General features: G+C 70.4%; 14 protein-coding genes and 3 pseudogenes. 7 read left to right on the top strand and 10 right to left on the bottom strand.

What is annotated here, in order from left to right; genetic code table 11:
- Positions 1-98, top strand: a pseudogene (locus EXE46_RS14960) (IS1595 family transposase); the annotation flags it as partial.
- 20 nt (positions 99-118) lie between these two features.
- Here the strand turns inward: EXE46_RS14960 and EXE46_RS14955 are convergent.
- Together EXE46_RS14955 and EXE46_RS17640 are read right to left on the bottom strand one after the other, a co-directional pair.
- Positions 119-2,080 (bottom strand): annotated as a pseudogene (locus tag EXE46_RS14955) (DNA methyltransferase); the annotation flags it as partial.
- A gap of 1 nt (position 2,081) precedes the next feature.
- Positions 2,082-2,216, bottom strand: a complete 135-nt coding sequence (locus EXE46_RS17640) for a hypothetical protein (protein ID WP_255509592.1) — start codon at positions 2,214-2,216, stop codon at positions 2,082-2,084.
- Between the two features lie 164 nt (positions 2,217-2,380).
- Between EXE46_RS17640 and EXE46_RS14950 the strand changes: the two genes are divergently transcribed.
- The gene (locus EXE46_RS14950; RefSeq protein WP_137689156.1) at positions 2,381-2,959 is read left to right on the top strand and encodes a PAS domain-containing protein; all 579 of its coding nucleotides are present in this window, start codon (positions 2,381-2,383) and stop codon (positions 2,957-2,959) included.
- A 24-nt stretch (positions 2,960-2,983) separates the two neighbouring features.
- Here EXE46_RS14950 and EXE46_RS14945 read toward each other — a convergent pair whose 3' ends face one another.
- The 6 genes from EXE46_RS14945 to purB form a co-directional block, all read right to left on the bottom strand.
- Positions 2,984-4,582: an NAD(P)/FAD-dependent oxidoreductase gene (locus EXE46_RS14945; RefSeq protein ID WP_137689155.1), complete on the bottom strand. Its 1,599-nt coding sequence runs from the start codon at positions 4,580-4,582 to the stop codon at positions 2,984-2,986.
- Positions 4,583-4,730: 148 nt separating this feature from the next.
- Positions 4,731-5,408, bottom strand: a complete 678-nt coding sequence (locus EXE46_RS14940) for a metal-dependent hydrolase (protein WP_137689154.1) — start codon at positions 5,406-5,408, stop codon at positions 4,731-4,733.
- Entirely contained in the window at positions 5,409-6,095 is a 687-nt protein-coding gene (locus EXE46_RS14935) for a hypothetical protein (protein ID WP_137689153.1), read from the bottom strand.
- Between the two features lie 42 nt (positions 6,096-6,137).
- A complete protein-coding gene (locus tag EXE46_RS14930; RefSeq protein ID WP_137689152.1) occupies positions 6,138-7,058 on the bottom strand; it encodes a sensor domain-containing protein in 921 nt (306 codons plus the stop codon).
- Between the two features lie 74 nt (positions 7,059-7,132).
- Positions 7,133-7,480 carry a zinc ribbon domain-containing protein gene (locus tag EXE46_RS14925; protein ID WP_137689151.1) on the bottom strand — a complete coding sequence of 116 codons (348 nt, stop codon included), beginning with the start codon at positions 7,478-7,480 and terminating at the stop codon, positions 7,133-7,135.
- A gap of 62 nt (positions 7,481-7,542) precedes the next feature.
- Positions 7,543-9,009, bottom strand: coding sequence for an adenylosuccinate lyase (gene purB, locus EXE46_RS14920; protein WP_137689150.1), 1,467 nt, complete (start codon positions 9,007-9,009; stop codon positions 7,543-7,545).
- A 167-nt stretch (positions 9,010-9,176) separates the two neighbouring features.
- On the opposite strand from purB, the gene purN reads away from it, so the two are divergent.
- Positions 9,177-10,781, top strand: a complete 1,605-nt coding sequence (gene purN, locus EXE46_RS14915) for a phosphoribosylglycinamide formyltransferase (protein ID WP_137689149.1) — start codon at positions 9,177-9,179, stop codon at positions 10,779-10,781.
- 112 nt (positions 10,782-10,893) lie between these two features.
- Positions 10,894-12,195, top strand: a complete 1,302-nt coding sequence (locus tag EXE46_RS14910; protein WP_137689148.1) for an MFS transporter — start codon at positions 10,894-10,896, stop codon at positions 12,193-12,195.
- Positions 12,196-12,201: 6 nt separating this feature from the next.
- Here EXE46_RS14910 and EXE46_RS14905 read toward each other — a convergent pair whose 3' ends face one another.
- Complete coding sequence (locus EXE46_RS14905; RefSeq protein WP_137689147.1) at positions 12,202-13,260, bottom strand: M42 family metallopeptidase; 1,059 nt, start codon at positions 13,258-13,260, stop codon at positions 12,202-12,204.
- A 419-nt stretch (positions 13,261-13,679) separates the two neighbouring features.
- Between EXE46_RS14905 and EXE46_RS14900 the strand changes: the two genes are divergently transcribed.
- From EXE46_RS14900 to EXE46_RS14890, 3 genes are all read left to right on the top strand, one after another.
- Entirely contained in the window at positions 13,680-13,937 is a 258-nt protein-coding gene (locus EXE46_RS14900) for an MTH865 family protein (protein WP_137689146.1), read from the top strand.
- A gap of 99 nt (positions 13,938-14,036) precedes the next feature.
- Positions 14,037-14,798, top strand: a complete 762-nt coding sequence (locus EXE46_RS14895) for a DnaJ domain-containing protein (RefSeq protein ID WP_137689145.1) — start codon at positions 14,037-14,039, stop codon at positions 14,796-14,798.
- Positions 14,795-15,604: a metallophosphoesterase gene (locus tag EXE46_RS14890; RefSeq protein WP_137689144.1), complete on the top strand. Its 810-nt coding sequence runs from the start codon at positions 14,795-14,797 to the stop codon at positions 15,602-15,604. The genes EXE46_RS14895 and EXE46_RS14890 overlap by 4 nt, the downstream gene beginning before the upstream one ends.
- Positions 15,605-15,752: 148 nt before the next feature.
- Here the strand turns inward: EXE46_RS14890 and EXE46_RS14885 are convergent.
- Positions 15,753-15,867: pseudogene (locus EXE46_RS14885) on the bottom strand (IS6 family transposase); the annotation flags it as partial.

Here is a 15,867-nt window from a genome sequence, read left to right as displayed (position 1 = left end):
GACTCACACCATATCTCCGAGCGTTTCAGCTCCGTCGTGAAGTGTTCCGAAAACCGGGGAAAGAAGCGCTCAAAACCATCCTCGAAACTGCGCTATGACTCACCAACAATCTCCGCCACAAGAGCGTCCCGGTTTTTAAGTGGTGGTCGAGGAAGGCGAGCGGCTGCTCCGCGGCGAGCGTGCGGAGCCACAGCGACACCTTCGCGAGCTCCGTCGCGAGCGGATTCAGGTCCACGCCGTAGATACACCGCTGGGCCACCTTCCGCCGCGCCCAGTTGATGTCGCGCTCCTCGTCGACCGTCTCCACGCCCCGCTGGGCCGCCTGCCGCTCCTGCGCGTCGATGATCTCCCGCGCGAGGTAGTCGACCGCGCTCGTGAGGAAGTGCCCGCTCCCCATCGCCGGGTCGAGGACCTTCAGGTCGAACACGCGCTCCGCGAACTCGTCCGCGAACCCGCCCTCGCTGTAGGAGTCGTAGCCGACCAGATCCTCGCGGATGTCGTCGACCAGCGGCCCGAGCGTCTCGTCGACGATGTACTCCACGACGTACTCCGGCGTGTAGTACGACCCCGTCGCCTTGCGCTCGCCGCTCCCGGTCGTGAGGTACACCTCTCCCGGCTCGACCGCGACGTCCCGGGCGTCGGGGTCCGTGTCGCCGCCCGAGTCGACCCCGTCGCCGCCCGAGCCGCCTCCGTTGCCCTCGTCGCCCGCCTCGATCGGCGCGTACTCGCCGTCGTCGAGCGCCAGCGGCTCGTCCGCGACGTGAAGCTGGTACTCTAAGAGCCCCTCGTAGATGCTCCCGAGGTGGCGCACGTCCAACGAAGAGTAGTCGACGAAGATCTTCCCGCCGCCGTCCTGCCGGCTCCGCGTGAGCAGTTCGACGACGCGCGCGAGGTGCGCGTCCCCGACCGTGTGCTCCGCGAGGAACCGCGCCTCCGCGCCGTCGTCCTCGTCCGGGTCGGTCCGGAACAGCCCGCCGTTGTACGCCGGGATGTGGAGGTCCTCCTCGGGGATTCCGCGCGATTTACTCCCCCGGTCGATCAGCTCGAACAGCTCGTCGAGCCGCGCGCTCAGGTCGTCCTGCCAGTCGCGGTACTTCGAGTCGCCGCCGTCGAGCTCCGCGGCGACCTCCTGTTTCAGCGAGTTCAGGCTGTACGACTCCTCGTAGATCTCGTTGTCCGTGTCGAGCAGGTCCCGCCCCTCGGCTTCCGCGTACAGCACGAAGATGAGTCGGTAGAGGTAGATGAGCGAGGCGTCGTGGATGAGGTCCAACTCCCCCTCGTCGAGGTCGTTCTCCGGGTACTGGAGGTATCCCTCGGAGAGCACCTTGATCGCCTCGTAGATGTTATCTTGGAGGTCCTCGCCCAGATCCTGTGCGAAGACGTTCGACTCGTCGTACACGTCGTCGAGGAAGCAGTCGCCGCCGCCGTCTTCGAGGAACGCCTGCCGCCGGAAAAAGAGGTAGAAGTACTTGAAATCCGAGAGGTCGCCGGTTTCGAGGACCGTCGGCAGGTCGATCTCGTAGTAGGAGTCGAGCCGGTGGCTCGTCGGCCCGTAGTAGAGCCGCCACTTTCTCCCGTCAGTCAGCACCGCCCAACGGGCGGGCGTCTCTTGGAGATAGACGTGGATCTGGTAGCTCGGGTTCTCGAAGTCGCGCTCGTGTTCCCCGCTCCCGCGCGTGTCGAGCGGCCGCCCCCAGCGCTTGGCGTCGGCGACCGCGACCGCGTTCTCGTAGAAGTCGCCGCCCGCCTCGCGACGCTCGAAGGCGTCGCGCGCCGCGTCCTCGGTCTCGAAGAAGCCGTAGTCCGGCCGGCGCTGCGTCCGGTTCGTGCTCTCCTCGACCTCGAAGGGGATCCCCAGCTTCCGGAACATCGGCCGGATGAACTTCTCCTCTAGCTGCGACTCGTTCCGCTTCGGCGCGGTGTCCTTCTCGCGCTCGTAGAGGTCGACGATCTCGTCGTACGCATCCCGCAGCTCCCCTTCGTCGATCTCGTTCCACGCCTCCGTCTCGGGGAGGTGTTCGTCGAGGTAGTGGTTCGAGAACAGGTCGCGGTTCGTGCGGTAGGTGAGCGACTCTTGCATCTCAGAGGGAGGTGGAGCGGTCGTCCGGGTCGCTGTCGTCGCCCGCGTTGTCGTCCCCGAAAGCCAGCCCGAGGCCGAGACCACCGGTCGAGTCGGTGACCGCGACGCGTCGGCCGATTCGTTCGCGAAGTATCACGTATGGAACGGACGAACACCGGCGGCCGTATAGACTTTTCTTCGACCGCCGACCCCAGACGGTGCGGCCGGTCGCTCTCCCCTACTCCGGCCGCGCCTCCCGCTCTCGCCGATTCACGACCCGTCGAACGACACCGGCTTGCCGCTGCGCCCCCGAGGTCCGACGTGACGCTTCGACGCGACGCGCTCGCGGCGCTCGCCGCCGACCGCGGGGCCTTCGCCGACCGGCTCGCGGCGCTCGCCGACGAGCACGACCTCGACGCCGCGTCGCTCCCGACCGAACCGGACCACCCGGCCGACCGGACCGAGCGCGAGGCGAGGCTCGTCGACCGCGTTCGGGCGCTTGACGACGCGCCGATCGGTCTCACCCTCACCGGACCGGCGTACCGCGACACGCCGATCGTCTACGTCAACCGCTGGTTCCGCGAGTGGACCGGGTACGGGATGGACGAACTCCGAGACCGGAACCCGCGCCTGTTTCAGGGTCCGGACGCCGATCCCGACGCCCGCGCCGACTTCCGCGAGGCGCTGTCGACGTGGTCGACGGTCACCGTCGAGCTCCGCAACCGGCGACGGGACGGCGCCCCCTTCGCGAACCGCGTCACGCTGCGGCCGCTGTTCGGTGACGCGGGGACCGTCACGCACTGGGTCGCGGCGCAGGAACCCGAACCGATCGAGGCGCCGGAACCCGAACCGATCGAGGAGCCGGAACCCGACGAGAGGCTCGACGGCGGCGGCGAGTGACGCGACGACCGCCGAGCGCGCCGCTCACCGCAACGTCGAGGTCGGGACCACGGACGGGAACGCGCCGCTTCCGGTCGCGTCCTCGATCACGGCATCGGCGACGTGTTCGCCGCTGAGCAGGCACATCGGCATCCCGATGCCGGGGTTGGTGTACGCCCCGACGTAGTAGAGCCCGTCGACGCCGGGCGCGCGGTGCGCGGGGCGGAGCGGGCCGGTCTGTCCGAGCGTGTGCGACAGCGCCAGCGCGGTGCCGCGGGGCGCGTTGAACCGCCGCCGGAAGTCGGAGACGCAGGCGGTCTCCTCGAAGACGATCCGGTCGCGGAAGTCGACGCCGGCGTGCTCCGCGAGATCGTCGAACACCAGCTCGCGGAACCGCTCGCGCGTCTCGGGGTCGTCATCGAGTCCGGCCGCCAGCGGGACGAGCAGGAAGACCGCCTCGTGGCCGGCAGGCGCCGCCTCGGGGTCCGTCTTCGAGGGGACGTGGACGTAGTACGCGGGGTCGTCGGGCCACCCCGGTTCGTCGAAGATGGCGTCGAAGTGCGGGCGCCAGTCCGTCGGGAACACGAGCGTGTGGTGTTCTAAGTCGACGTCGCCCTCGACGCCGATGTACGAGAGGTACGCCGAGGGGGCGTACGTCCGGGAGTCCCAGTACGACTCGCGGTCGACGGTCCCGGCCGGGAGGAGGTCGCGCTCGACGTGCGGCGGCGGCGCGTTCGCCACCACGCGGTCGAAGCGGGCCGATCGGGTCGCCGCGGTCGACTCCCCGATTTCGCGCCGCTCCGTCTCCACGGTGAACTTCGGCGCGGCTGCCGGGACCGACGGCTCGATCGCGGTCACCGGCTCGCTCGTGCGGATCGCGACGCCGAGCTCCTCGGCGAGGTCGGCCATCGCGTCGACGACGCTCGCGATCCCGCCGGTCGGGTGGTAGACGCCGAGGTTCATGTCGACGTGGCTCATCAGCGTGTAGATCGCGGGCGTGTTGTACGGCGACCCGCCGAGGAACACGAGCTTGTACTCCGCGATCTGCCGGAGCTTCTCGCTGTCGAAGTAGTCGCCGACGTAGTCGTCCATCCCGCGGAGCTTCGGCAGCGCGCGGCCCGACCGGAACACGTCGGCATCGATCATGTCCCGCAGCCGCGACCGGCTCGGGTAGACGAACCGGTCCATCCCCAGCTCGTACGCCTCCGCGGCGTCCGCGAGGTAGTCGTCGAGAACGTCGCCCGCGCCCGACTCGTACGACTCGAACAGCGCCTTCTGCCCCTCGCGGTCGGCGGGCATCGACGCGCGGTCGCCGTCCTTCCAGACCACTTCGTACAGCGGATCGAGCTCGGTCAGCTCGTAGTAGTCGTCGGTCGACCGCCCGAAGCGCTCGAAGAACCGGTCGAACACCTCCGGCATGAGGTACCACGACGGGCCGGTGTCGATCCGGAACCCGTCGCGCTCGATCCGCCCGGCGTACCCGCCCGGGTGGTCGTTCCGCTCGAAGAGCGTCACGTCCGCCCCCGCGTCGGCGAGGTAGCAGGCCGCCGAGAGCCCGCCGAAGCCGGCGCCGACGACCGCGATCGACTCCCCGGCCAGCGGTTCGTCGGCGTCCGACGGGATCGCGTCCGGTTGGGTGGACATCGGCTGTCGCTACGCGCTCGGGAGGGTTCACCCTGCGGTCATACCACGTCAGGGTCGCCGCCGCCGTCCCCTTCGAGTCCGTCGACTTTCGCGTTCGTCGGCCGCCGTCTCCGCCGGCCTCCACGTCCGTCGCCCGCCGCTGGGTGACTCACTCGCGGTCGGCGGCGACGTCGCTTTGAAGCCGCCGCGCGGCGAGCGCGAACAGTCCGAGCCCGACCAGGTAGAGCCGCCACCCGCGGCTCGCGATCGGGAACCGTCGCTCGACCGGTTCCTCGACGTCGACGTCGGGGTCACGCGGCTGGACCGGGTTGCTGACGTGGACCGACTCGCTGGTGCCGCCGGCGCCCGCGTCGACGGTTCGCGTTCCGGTCTCGGGGTCGACCCGAACGTCGACGAACGTCTGGACGAACCCCTCGGCCGTCGAGTAGTAGATCTCGCCGTCTAGCTGGAAGAAGCGGTCGCGGAGGGGCCAGAACGCGTTCACCCCGTCGAGGTGGGTCCAGTCGATCGCGACGTGCGCGAAGACGTGGACGAAGAGGGCGACCCACGCGACCGCGACCCAGCGGTCCGAGAGCCGGTCGCGGACGAGCGACCGGTCCCGGACCCGGGTGTCATAGTACAGCGCCAGCGCGGCGACGGCCGGGAGCACGAAGTTGTGCCCGACCGTCCGGTGTGCGCCCGCCATGACCACGCCGAGGAAGCTGTCCGCCTCCGGCAGCACGAGCACGACGAGCAGGACCGCGAGCGCCCGCCGGTCGTAGTACGCCCCGAGCAGCCCCGCCGCGAGCAGCAGTGCGAACCCGGCGTGGACGACGGTCGACGGCATTCAGCGCGACACCCCGGCGTCGGTCGTCGCGTCCCCGTCGCGCACCCCGAACCGGACCGCGAGCGTCGCGGCCGCCGCGGCGCCGACGACGAGCTGCCAGCCGCCGTCGACGAGCCGGAACGCGCGGTCGGCGTCCGGGTCGAAGCCGGGCTGCCCGTCGGGGTTAACCCACGAGGTGACGGGGTCCGAGACCGCTCCGCCGACGCTCCGGAGCGGCAGGACTCCGGGGTCGTCCCCGCCGAACGTGAGAAACGTCTGGACGACGCCCTCGCGCGTCGAGAACCCGAGCCGCCCGCGGACGACGTAGCGCGCGTCCTCCAGCGGGTACAGAAGCGCCGCGCCCTCGCCGGCGAACAGCGCCGAGCCGATCCCGGCGACGACGAACGACGCGAGCGCGACCCACGCGACCCGCACGGCGCGCCCGCCGCCGCGCGCCCGGATCCACGACGCGTCGGCCGGTCGGCGCACGGTGTCCCAGTACAGCAGCCCTCCCGCGACGAGCGGCAGCCAGACGGCGTGAAACAGCGCGTTCGTCGCCCCCGGGACGGCGAGGCTCGCGGCGGCGTCGAGGCCGGGGAGCAGCGCGGCTCCGACGACGATCGCGACCGCGCGTCGGTCGAAGGCGTTCCCCAGCAGCGCCGCCGCGAGCAGCGCCCCCACGGCCGCGCTCACCAGCGTCGGTGCCATGTCGGTCCTGACGCTCGGAGGCGAATAAGCGCTCCGGGGGGATCAGCCGCGATCGGCCCGGCCGTCACCCTCGTCGGGTGCTTCCGGGTCGTCTCCGAACTCGAAGCCGTCGGCGTCCGGGACTGCGGAGGAGCCGCTCTCTTCGGCGTCGGCGCCCGATCCGGCGTCGGCGCTGGCTCCGTCGATTTCGGGCTCGCGGTCAGGTTCGGGCTCGCGGTCAGGTTCGGGCTCGCGGTCAGGTCCGGGCTCGCGGTCCACGGTTACGCGGTCGCCGTCACCCCCGCTGCCGACCGCTGACTCGGCCCCCTCCCGGCCGGTCCCGTCGCCGAGCAGCCCGATCGCCATCAGCCGGGCACCGCCCGCGATCAGGTTCGTCAGGTGGAGGCCGACCAGCACCCCGACGACCCCGAGCCCAGCCGCGAGGCCGGCCTCGGGCGCGGTGTCGACCGCCCACACCAGCGGCTCTCCGTTCAGCTCGCCGAACTCCGGCGCGTAGGGATACCGGATCGGCGCGGCGGCGAGCGAGAGCGCGTTCGCGAGGACCACGAGCGGCGCGAACGCCAGCACCGTGACCCAGAACTTCAGCGAGAGGAAGCCGAGTCCCCGCCACGTCGACGGCGCCGCGAGGTACGCGCGAACGGTCGCGAGGGCGCTCGCGGAACCGTCGTTCGCGGCGTCGGGGAGATCGTCGGCCGCGACGAGGTCGGTGCCGAGCAGGCGGTTCGCCAGCCACCGTTCGAGCCCGGCAACGAGCCGCGAGCCGACGACGGCCGCGATCAGGACGCCGACCCCGACGAGGACGACCGAGAAGACGATCCCGAACGCGAGCGCGAACGTGACGAATCCGGAGTAGGCGATCCACAGCGGCAACGCGATGAGCAGGTACAACAGGTGGCGATACGTGCGGCCGTCGGCGACGACGCCGACGACCGGGAGGGCGGCGAGCGGTCGGAGGGAGACCATACCGCGACTGGTTCATCGTCCGACAAAAATCGATCGCTCGACGGCGGACCGAACCGCCGCCGTCGGGGGTAGGCTCAGCCGAGGAAGAAGTCGATCGCGTTTCCGGACGACTGGCCCTTGTACAGCTCGGAGTAGCCGCACTCGGCGCAGGAGACCACGAGGAACTTGCGGTTCTGTACGTCGAACATCTTGGTGAGTCCCGTCCCGCTGGTGGCGATCTCGTCGGTCTCGGTCTCCCTGCCGCCGCACTTCGGACAGCCGTCCGCGCCGTCGCCGCCGAGCGAGGCGGCGCGGTCGTCCGCCCGGGAACCCCGATCGTCGGCGGCGTCGGGGGCGACGTCGGCGTCGCCGTCGCCGTCGGTGTCGCTCGGTTCGTCGTCGTCGAAGACGGAGTACTCCGTCTCGTCGTTCTCGGAGGGCATCGATCGCGTCTCTCGCGCCGAGCGGCAAACCTCTTGTGGCGTCTCGTCTCTCCGGGTCCGCGTCACTCGTCGAGTTCGTCGACCAGCTCGTCGGCGACGCCCGTGTAGCCCGCCGGGGTCAGCGCCTTCAGCTCCTCGCGGACTCCGTCGTCGACGTCCAGCTCGTCGAACAGCTCGCGGAAGTCGTCGAGCGTCACCGACCGCCCGCGCGAGAGCGCCTTCACGCGCTCGTACGCCTCGGTGTCTCCCTCGCGCCGGAGGATCGTCTGGACCGCCTCGCCGATCACCTCCGGGGTCGCGTCCAGCTCCTCGCGCATCACGGTCTCGTTCGGGACGACCTTCGCGAGCCCGTCGGCGGCCTTCGAGTAGCCGATGAGACAGTGCGCTAAGGCGGCGCCGACGTTGCGCTTGACCGTCGAGTCCGAGAGGTCGCGCTGGAGCCGCGAGCTCGTCACGTAGTCGGCGAGGAAGGTGAGATCGGCGTTCGCCTTCGAGAGGTTCCCCTCGCTGTTCTCGAAGTCGATCGGGTTCACCTTGTGGGGCATCGTCGACGAGCCGGTCTCGCCCTCGACCGCCTCCTGTCCGAGGTAGCGGTCGGAGACGTAGAGCCACGCGTCGAGGTCCAGATCGAGGAGGACGTTGTTGGCGCCCCGGAGCGCGTCGAACAGCGCCGCGAGGTCGTCACAGGGGTTCACCTGCGTCGCCAGCGCGGTGTGTTCCAACTTGAGGCCGCGCACGAACGACGCGGAGAACGCCTGCCAGTCCACGTCGGGGTAGGCGGCCTCGTGGGCCGCGAAGGTCCCGGACGCGCCGGCGAGCTTCCCGGAGAGGTCCCCGTTCGCGACCACGACTCGCCCGAGCGCCCGGCCGAGCCGCGCGGCGTACACCGCCATCTCCTTGCCGAACGTGGTCGGCGTCGCGGGCTGGCCGTGGGTGCGCGCCAGCATCGGCGTATCGCGGTGCTCCTGTGCCAGCTCGACCAGGGCGTCGCGCACCTCGCGGACCGCGGGGACGATCACCTCGCTCACCGCGGGCTTGAGCAGAAGTCGATGGGCGAGGTTGTTCACGTCCTCGCTCGTGAGCCCGAAGTGGATCCACGGGTACAGCGACTCGGCGTCGTCGATCGAGGGGTCGTTCTCGTCGGCGATCTCGGCCAGCCGGACCCGCAGGAAGTACTCCACCGCCTTCACGTCGTGGTTGGTCGCGTCGTACCCCGCGGCCCCCTCTGTCTCCAGCCGTTTTATGAGCCTCGCGTCTTCGGCCGAGAACTCCTCGTACACCTCGCGGAGCGCCGCCGCGGCCGCCTCGTCGAAACCGATCGGCGTCGCGTCGAGTTCGCCCAGCGCGATCAGGTACTCGACCTCGACGCGGGTCCGGGCGCGCATCAGTCCCGCCTCGCTCGCGTACGGGGACAGCGCCGCGGTTCGGCCGGCGTACCGCCCGTCGAGCGGCGAGACGGCCGCGAGCGGGTCCGAGCGCGAGAGCCCGGTGATCGCGTCGTCGGCCGTCGGTTCGGTGTCGTCGGTCATGCTCGCGACTGCCCGCGGCGCCAGCAAAAGCGTGTCGATGAGACGACGCACGGACGTGGATCCGTCCGGGCGTGTTACCCTCTCCGAGACACGTTCCGATCCGCGTTTGTGGACACCACTGCGCCGCGGACCGCAATCGATATACCCGATCGGTCGGACCGTCGCGTATGAAGATCGCGGGACTCGCGAGCAACCGAGGCCGGAACCTCAGACACATCGCCGACGCCGCGCCCGGCGGGGCGGAGCTGTCGGTCGTCCTGACGAACCGCGAGCAGGCGCCCGTGTTGGAGGCCGCGACCGAGCGCCGGATCCCGACGGAGGTCGTCGAGCGCGACGAGGGCGAGTCGCGGGAGTCACACGAGCGTCGGATCGTCGAGCGCCTGTCGGACTACGACGTCGACCTCGTCTGTCTGGACGGGTACATGCGCGTGCTGACCGAGGAGTTCCTCGACGCCGTCCCGACGACGCTGAACGTCCATCCCTCGCTGCTCCCCTCGTTCCCCGGCACGGACGCCCACGAGCAGGTCCCCGACGCCGGCGTCCGGACGACCGGCTGTACCGTCCACGTCGTCACCGAGGAGGTCGACGCCGGCCCGGTCGTCACCCAGGAGCCGATCCCGGTGTACGAGGACGACGACGCCGACTCGCTGAAGGCGCGCGTCCTGCGGGAGGCGGAGTTCACCGCCTACCCGCGCGCGGTCCGCTGGTTCGCCGAGGACCGCGTGACCGTCGAGCGCGCGGACGACGGGACCCCCGAGCGCGTCGCGGTCGAGGGCGACGTGGGCGGCGACTTCCCGGAGCGCCGGTTCGTCTCCGAGGAGCGCGCCGACTCGCTGCGGTACGGCGAGAACCCGCATCAGGACGCCGCGCTGTACGTCGACGACGGCTGCGAGGAGGCGAGCGTCGTCGACGCCGCCCAGCTGAACCCCGGCGCGAAGGGGATGGGGTACAACAACTACAACGACGCCGACGCCGCGCTCGATCTGGTCAAGGAGTTCGACGAGCCCGCGGCCGCGGTGATCAAACACACCAACCCCGCGGGCTGCGCGGTCGGCTCCGACCTCGCGGACGCGTACGACCGCGCGCTGCGGACCGACGCGAAGTCGGCGTTCGGGGGCATCGTCGCGCTGAACCGCGAGTGCGACGCCGACACCGCGACCGCGGTCGCCGACTCGTTCAAGGAGGTCGTCGTCGCGCCCGGCTACACCGACAGCGCGCTCGACGTGCTCACGGACAAGAAGAACCTCCGCGTGCTCGACGTCGGCCCGCTCGGCGAGGGCGACGACCGCTTCTCCGAGCGGTTCACCGAGAAGCCGATCGTCGGCGGGCGCCTCGTTCAGGAGCGCGACCGGCAGTCGCCGACCGCCGAGGACCTAGAGGTCGTCACCGAGCGCGAGCCGACCGACGAGCAGATCGAGACCATGCTGTTCGCGTGGCAGACGCTGAAACACGTGAAGTCCAACGGCATCCTCTTCGCGACCGGCACCGAGACGGTCGGCGTCGGGATGGGGCAGGTGTCGCGCGTCGACGCCGTCACGCTCGCGGCGATGAAGGCCGAGAAGGACGCCGAGGGCAAGTCCGCCGAGGGCGCCGTGATGGCCTCGGACGCCTTCTTCCCGTTCCCGGACGCGATCGAGGAGGCCGCCGACGCGGGCATCGAGGCCGTGATACAGCCCGGCGGCTCCGTCAACGACGAGGACGTGATCGCCGCGGCCGACGAGCGCGACATGGCGATGGCGTTCACCGGCTCGCGCTGCTTCCGGCACGATTAGGCCCGGGCACCCCGGAAATCGTGTACCGCCGGCGAAACGATAACCCCACGCGGACCGCCGGATCTGCGGCGCTTTTCTCTCCGGGTCTCGTTGCTCCCGTTCAGAGACCACCGTGGCGCAGTTCGGCAACTCGGTACGGCTGCTCGGCGACCGCGAGTTCGCGGCCCTCGCGGGGACCGCGTTCGCGCGCAGTCAGGCGTACTCGACGATCCTCATCGCGCTCGCGCTGTACGCGGACCTGTTCGGCACGACCGGGTTCGTCGAGGGACTCTTCGGCACCGCCTTCGCCATTGTCCAACTCGTCATCGTCCTGCCGTTGGGACGGAAGGTCGACACCGGGAACGCGAAGCGCTGGCTGCTCGGCGGCTTCCTGATCAACGTCGCCGTCTTCGTCGGGTTCGCCTTGGTCGACAGCTCCGTCCACATCATCCTCGTGCGGATGGTTCAGGGCCTCGGCGCGAGCGTCCTCTGGATCACGGGCGCGACGGTGATCGGCGAGATCAGCCCGGACGACGAGCGGGGCCGCTGGCTCGGCTCGTACAACCAGTTCGCCTCCTTCTCGTCGCTCGCGGGCGATCTGGTCGGCGGCTACCTCCTGTACGCCTACGGGTTCACCGAGACGTACCTCGTCTTGACCCTCGTCACGCTCGCCGCCTTCGCGCTGGTGTTCGCGTTCCTCCGGGACAACCCCGGCGGGCGGAAGGACCCGGAGGAGTCGGGCGGGATCGAGACGTTCCGGTCGCTGCTCGGGCTCCCGATGTTGCGCGCCTTGGTGTTCTTCCGGTTCACCTTCAGCGTCGGCAAGATGGCGGTGATCATCTTCCTCCCCATCTACGCGCGGACGACGTTCGGCATCTCCGCGTTCGCCATCGGCTGGATCATGGCGGGCGGAAAGGCGACGAAGGCGCTCACGCAGGGGTTCGTCGGCGACCTCACCGACCGCTACGAGCGCACCTACCTGTTCGTCGCGGTCGGGGCGCTGCTGTACGGCGTCGGCACGGCGATAATCCCGCTCGCGGCGTACTTCGACGGGACTCTCTCGCCGGTCACCGTCTCGTACCTCGGCGACTCCCAGACGCTCGGCGGCGCGTTCTTCGCGCTGTTCGCCGCCTACTCGCTGCTCGGGATCGCCGACTCGATCCGGCTGCCCGCGAGCATGTCGCTGTTCGTCAGCGAGGGCGAGGCGTACGACTCCGTCGCCAGCGCGATGAGCCTGCGCTCCGTCTCGTGGAAGGTCGGGCAGGTCGTCGGGCCGGTGCTGGTCGGGACCACGATGGACGCGACGACCACCGAGACGGGGTTCCTGCTGGCGGCCGCGTTCATCGCGTTCGCGACGACCGGGTTCGCGTGGCAGGCCCGGGCCGCCCACCGCGCGGACCGAGGCCCGGCCGGGACGGTCCCGAGCGACGACTGAGCCCGATCAGAGCGTGTAGTCGTGCTCGCCGGTCTCGGACTCCAAGAAGGCCGTCAGCAGGTCGATCGTCGCCTCGACGTCGCCCCCGTCGGCGGTCTCGGTGACGGTGTGCAGGTACCGCGTCGGGATCGAGATGGCACCGACCGGCTTCGCGCCCGCGGTGTTCTGGAACCCCGCGGTGTCGGTGCCGCCCGCGGGCAGCACCTCGTGTTGGTGGTCGATCCCCTCGTCCTCCGCGACGTCGGTGAGGCGACGGTGAACCTTCGGGCTGGTGATTACCGAGGAGTCCTTCAGCTTCACCGCGGTCCCCGCGCCGAGCTCGGTGACGGCGTCGGCCGGGTCGCCGATCTGGGGGACGTCGTTGGCGACGGTGACGTCCAAGGCGATCGCGAGGTCGGGGTCGACGTCGACGCCGAGCGCCTTCGCGCCCCGGAGGCCGACCTCCTCCTGGACCGTCGCCGCGACGTGGATCGTCACGTCGGGATTCTCGATGCGACGGGCCGCCTCGAGGGCCGCGAACAGGCAGATCCGGTCGTCGAGCGCCTTCCCCGTGACGCGGTCGCCCATCCGCGTCGTCGTCTGGTCGAGCGTGACGAGGTCGCCGACGCTCACGAGCTCCTCGACCGCCTCGGCGTCGCGCCCGAGGTCGATGAAGACGTCTTTGACCTCGTCGTCTTTCTCCTGCTGTTCCTCCGTCAGCGTGTGCGGCGGGACGGAGCCGATGACGCCCGTCAGGTCCTCGTCGCCGTGGACGGTGACGCGCTGCGCGCACAGGACGCGGGCGTCGAAGCCGCCGAGCGGGTCGACCTGGACGAACCCCTCGTCGGTGACGTGGCGGACCATGAACCCGATCTCGTCCATGTGGGCCGCGACGGCGACCGAGTACTCCGAGTCGCCCTCGATCGTCCCGACGACGTTGCCCATCGCGTCCGTCCGGACGCGGTCGACGCTGTCGGCGAACTCGCGGCGGACGATATCCCGGACGTCGTCCTCGTAGCCCGGGACGCCGCGGGCCTCGGTCAGCTCTCGGAGCAGGTCGAAATCGAAGTCGAACTCGCGTGGCATACGCCGACCTGACGGCGCCAGCGACAAAGGTCCGCAGGTTCCGGCACGGCAGTCGGCCTCCGGCGCCGGTCAGCGTCTATAACTCAAAAAACGGCGGTGGCGCGTGCCTGCGAGCGGTCGCCTCCGGCGACCGCGAGACAGCACCGCGCGAGGGAGTCAGTCGCCCGAAGCGAAGCGAGGGCGACTGACGAGGCTGGGGAGGTATGAGGTGCCGTGCGGTCGCAGTGCGGGGTGGGACTCGAAGGAGCAGTCACGAGCGGTGAGCGCACCGAGACGTACTCGTCAATTTATAAGCAAACGAGACGGTAATAAGCGGTGTGCGTCGCGTCGTCGATCGCACAACTCGGCGTTTATCAACCCTGAATATGTTTATCGTTGTTCCGGAACCCTTTTGCGGACGCTTGCGGGATGTCGTGTGTATGAGCGACGTGAAAGCGGAACTCCGCGAACAGTTCATGGACGCCTTCGGCGGCGCAGACTTCCCCGTCGAGAACCAGATGGACCTCGTCCCGGCGCTGCCGGACGGCCCGGCGACGAAGTTCGAGGCCGGCGACGTGAGCTTCACCGCGATGGAGATGGCCGCGAAGCTCGGCAGCGAACAGGAGTTCCCCTACGACTCCGCCGAGGCGCTCGTCGACGACATCCTCGACGGGCTCGAAGCGAAGGGGATGATCTGACCGGCGGTCGACCACGCGCCTCTGCTTCTCGCGAATCCGCCGGCCCCGCAGCCTCCGCTCCGGCGGGAGGTTGATTACCGCGGAGCCGCTACGGCGAGTGTGTTCGCCGAGCTCACGACGCTGGTGCCGCGGTGGGTCCTCTGGGGGGTGGGCCTCGGGATCGCCGCCACCGGAGTGGTCGCGCTCGCCTTCTACCTCGGTGACCGGTTCGTCCCGCCGCGCGTCGCCGAGGCCGGCCGCCGCGGCGCCGCCGGCGACGAGCGCCGCCGCCGCGAGATCCGGACGTACCTGAACGCGGCGGGCGAGCGCTTCGACGAGGACCACGCGTTCGACGGCGTCTCCGTGCCCTTCTACCTCCCCGAGCGCGGCGTCGCCATCACCTTCGACGCGCACGACTACTTCCGACTGGAGGGCGAGGGCGTCTACACCGTCCTCTGTGAGCACGAGATGCCCGGCCGCGGGCTCGGTCGCCGGCTCCCGTTCGACGTGGACGAGCCCGACTGGGCGACCGCGGACGACGCTCGCGGCGGTCGCTCCGGACGCTTCGCCGGCGGCCGCTTCGGTGGCGACCGGTCTACCGGACCGGCGGGCGCGCGCGGTCCCGCTGGCTCCGCCGGTCGGCCGGACCCCGTCGGCGACGCCTTCGACGAGCTCGGCCTCGACCGCGACGCCGACCTCGACGACGTGAAGGGCGCCTACCGCGAGCGCGTCAAGGAGACGCACCCGGATCAGGGCGGCGACGAGGAGTCGTTCCGGCGCGTCCGCGAGGCGTACGCGACCGCCCGCAACCACGCCGACGGCGGGCCGGCCGACCCCGATAAGCGCCGCCGTCGCGAGCGGACCTCCGGGTTCGGCCGGTGAGCGACCGGTCCCCCGGCACCGGACCGGAGGCCCCGTTCTCCGACGCCGCGTTCGCGGAGCGAGCGGTCTACCTCCCCGCCGCTGACGCGCTCGTCGTCGCCGACCTCCACGTCGGGCGCGACGAGGCCTCCGCCGTCTCGCTCCCCCTCGGCGAGCGCGCGGACCTCGTCGACCGCCTCGACGCGCTCCTCGACCGGTTCGACCCGGCGACGGTCGTCGTCGCCGGCGACGTCGTCCACACGTTCGATCGCGTCACCGACAGGGCCCTTGGGACCCTGCGCGCGCTCCGCGACGCCTGCGAGGCGTCCGGCACCGCGCTCGAACTCGTCGCGGGAAACCACGACGCGGCCCTCGCGAGCGCGTGGGACGGCCCGGTTCGCGACGCGCTCGTTCTCGAAGCGTCGACCGGTGCCGGCGCACCGTCCGAGACCACCGTCGTCTGTCACGGCCACGAGGCGCCCCCGATCGACGCCGATCGGTACGTGATCGGGCACGTTCATCCGACGATCGAGATAGAGGGCGACCGCCGCCCCTGTTTCCTCTCCGGCGCCGAGACGTACCGCGGCGCCGACGTGCTGCTGTTGCCCGCCTTCACGCGCCTCGCGGCGGGAGTTCCGGTGAACGACGCGGTGCGGACCGGGCTCGACTCCCCGCTCCTACCGGACCCCGCCGCGCTCGCGCCGATCGTGTACGACGCCGTCGGCGGCCGTGACGCCGGTAACACCGGCGGCGCCGACATCGACGATAGGGATGCGGGGAAACCTCTCCGGTTCCCGCCGCTCGGCGAGTTCCGCGAGCTGTTGTGAACGCTTTTGTCGGTCCGTGAGTATCGTGACCTATGAACACGGAGAACGCCTGCCTCGGCTGCGGCGAGCCCTTCGACTGGAGCGAGGGAGAGTGCCCGGAGTGCGGCTGGAACCGCGACGAGTGGGCCGCGAGCGGCGTCGTGTTAACTTAAACATGATTCCACCAGACGGCGTGGGCTTGTAACCAGTTTTCCGCGGTCGGTGGATCGACGTGGCTGAAACAGTTTGAAAACGAAGAGGTTCGTCGTTCTACTTCTCTAAAG

The sequence above is a fragment of the Halorubrum sp. GN11_10-6_MGM genome (assembly GCF_005435165.1).
GTDB lineage: Archaea > Halobacteriota > Halobacteria > Halobacteriales > Haloferacaceae > Halorubrum.
Note: the sequence above shows the minus strand (reverse complement) of the source record. Positions and strands in the feature narration are given on the sequence as shown.

Excerpts from the sequence above, each read along its gene's own strand:
- EXE46_RS14945 (WP_137689155.1), bottom strand. The coding sequence starts at position 4,582 with ATGTCCACCCAACCGGACGCGATCCCGTCGGACGCCGACGAACCGCTG.
- EXE46_RS14940 (WP_137689154.1), bottom strand. The coding sequence starts at position 5,408 with ATGCCGTCGACCGTCGTCCACGCCGGGTTCGCACTGCTGCTCGCGGCG.
- EXE46_RS14935 (WP_137689153.1), bottom strand. The coding sequence starts at position 6,095 with ATGGCACCGACGCTGGTGAGCGCGGCCGTGGGGGCGCTGCTCGCGGCG.
- EXE46_RS14930 (WP_137689152.1), bottom strand. The coding sequence starts at position 7,058 with ATGGTCTCCCTCCGACCGCTCGCCGCCCTCCCGGTCGTCGGCGTCGTC.
- EXE46_RS14925 (WP_137689151.1), bottom strand. The coding sequence starts at position 7,480 with ATGCCCTCCGAGAACGACGAGACGGAGTACTCCGTCTTCGACGACGAC.
- purB (WP_137689150.1), bottom strand. The coding sequence starts at position 9,009 with ATGACCGACGACACCGAACCGACGGCCGACGACGCGATCACCGGGCTC.
- purN (WP_137689149.1), top strand. The coding sequence starts at position 9,177 with ATGAAGATCGCGGGACTCGCGAGCAACCGAGGCCGGAACCTCAGACAC.
- EXE46_RS14905 (WP_137689147.1), bottom strand. The coding sequence starts at position 13,260 with ATGCCACGCGAGTTCGACTTCGATTTCGACCTGCTCCGAGAGCTGACC.
- EXE46_RS14900 (WP_137689146.1), top strand. The coding sequence starts at position 13,680 with ATGAGCGACGTGAAAGCGGAACTCCGCGAACAGTTCATGGACGCCTTC.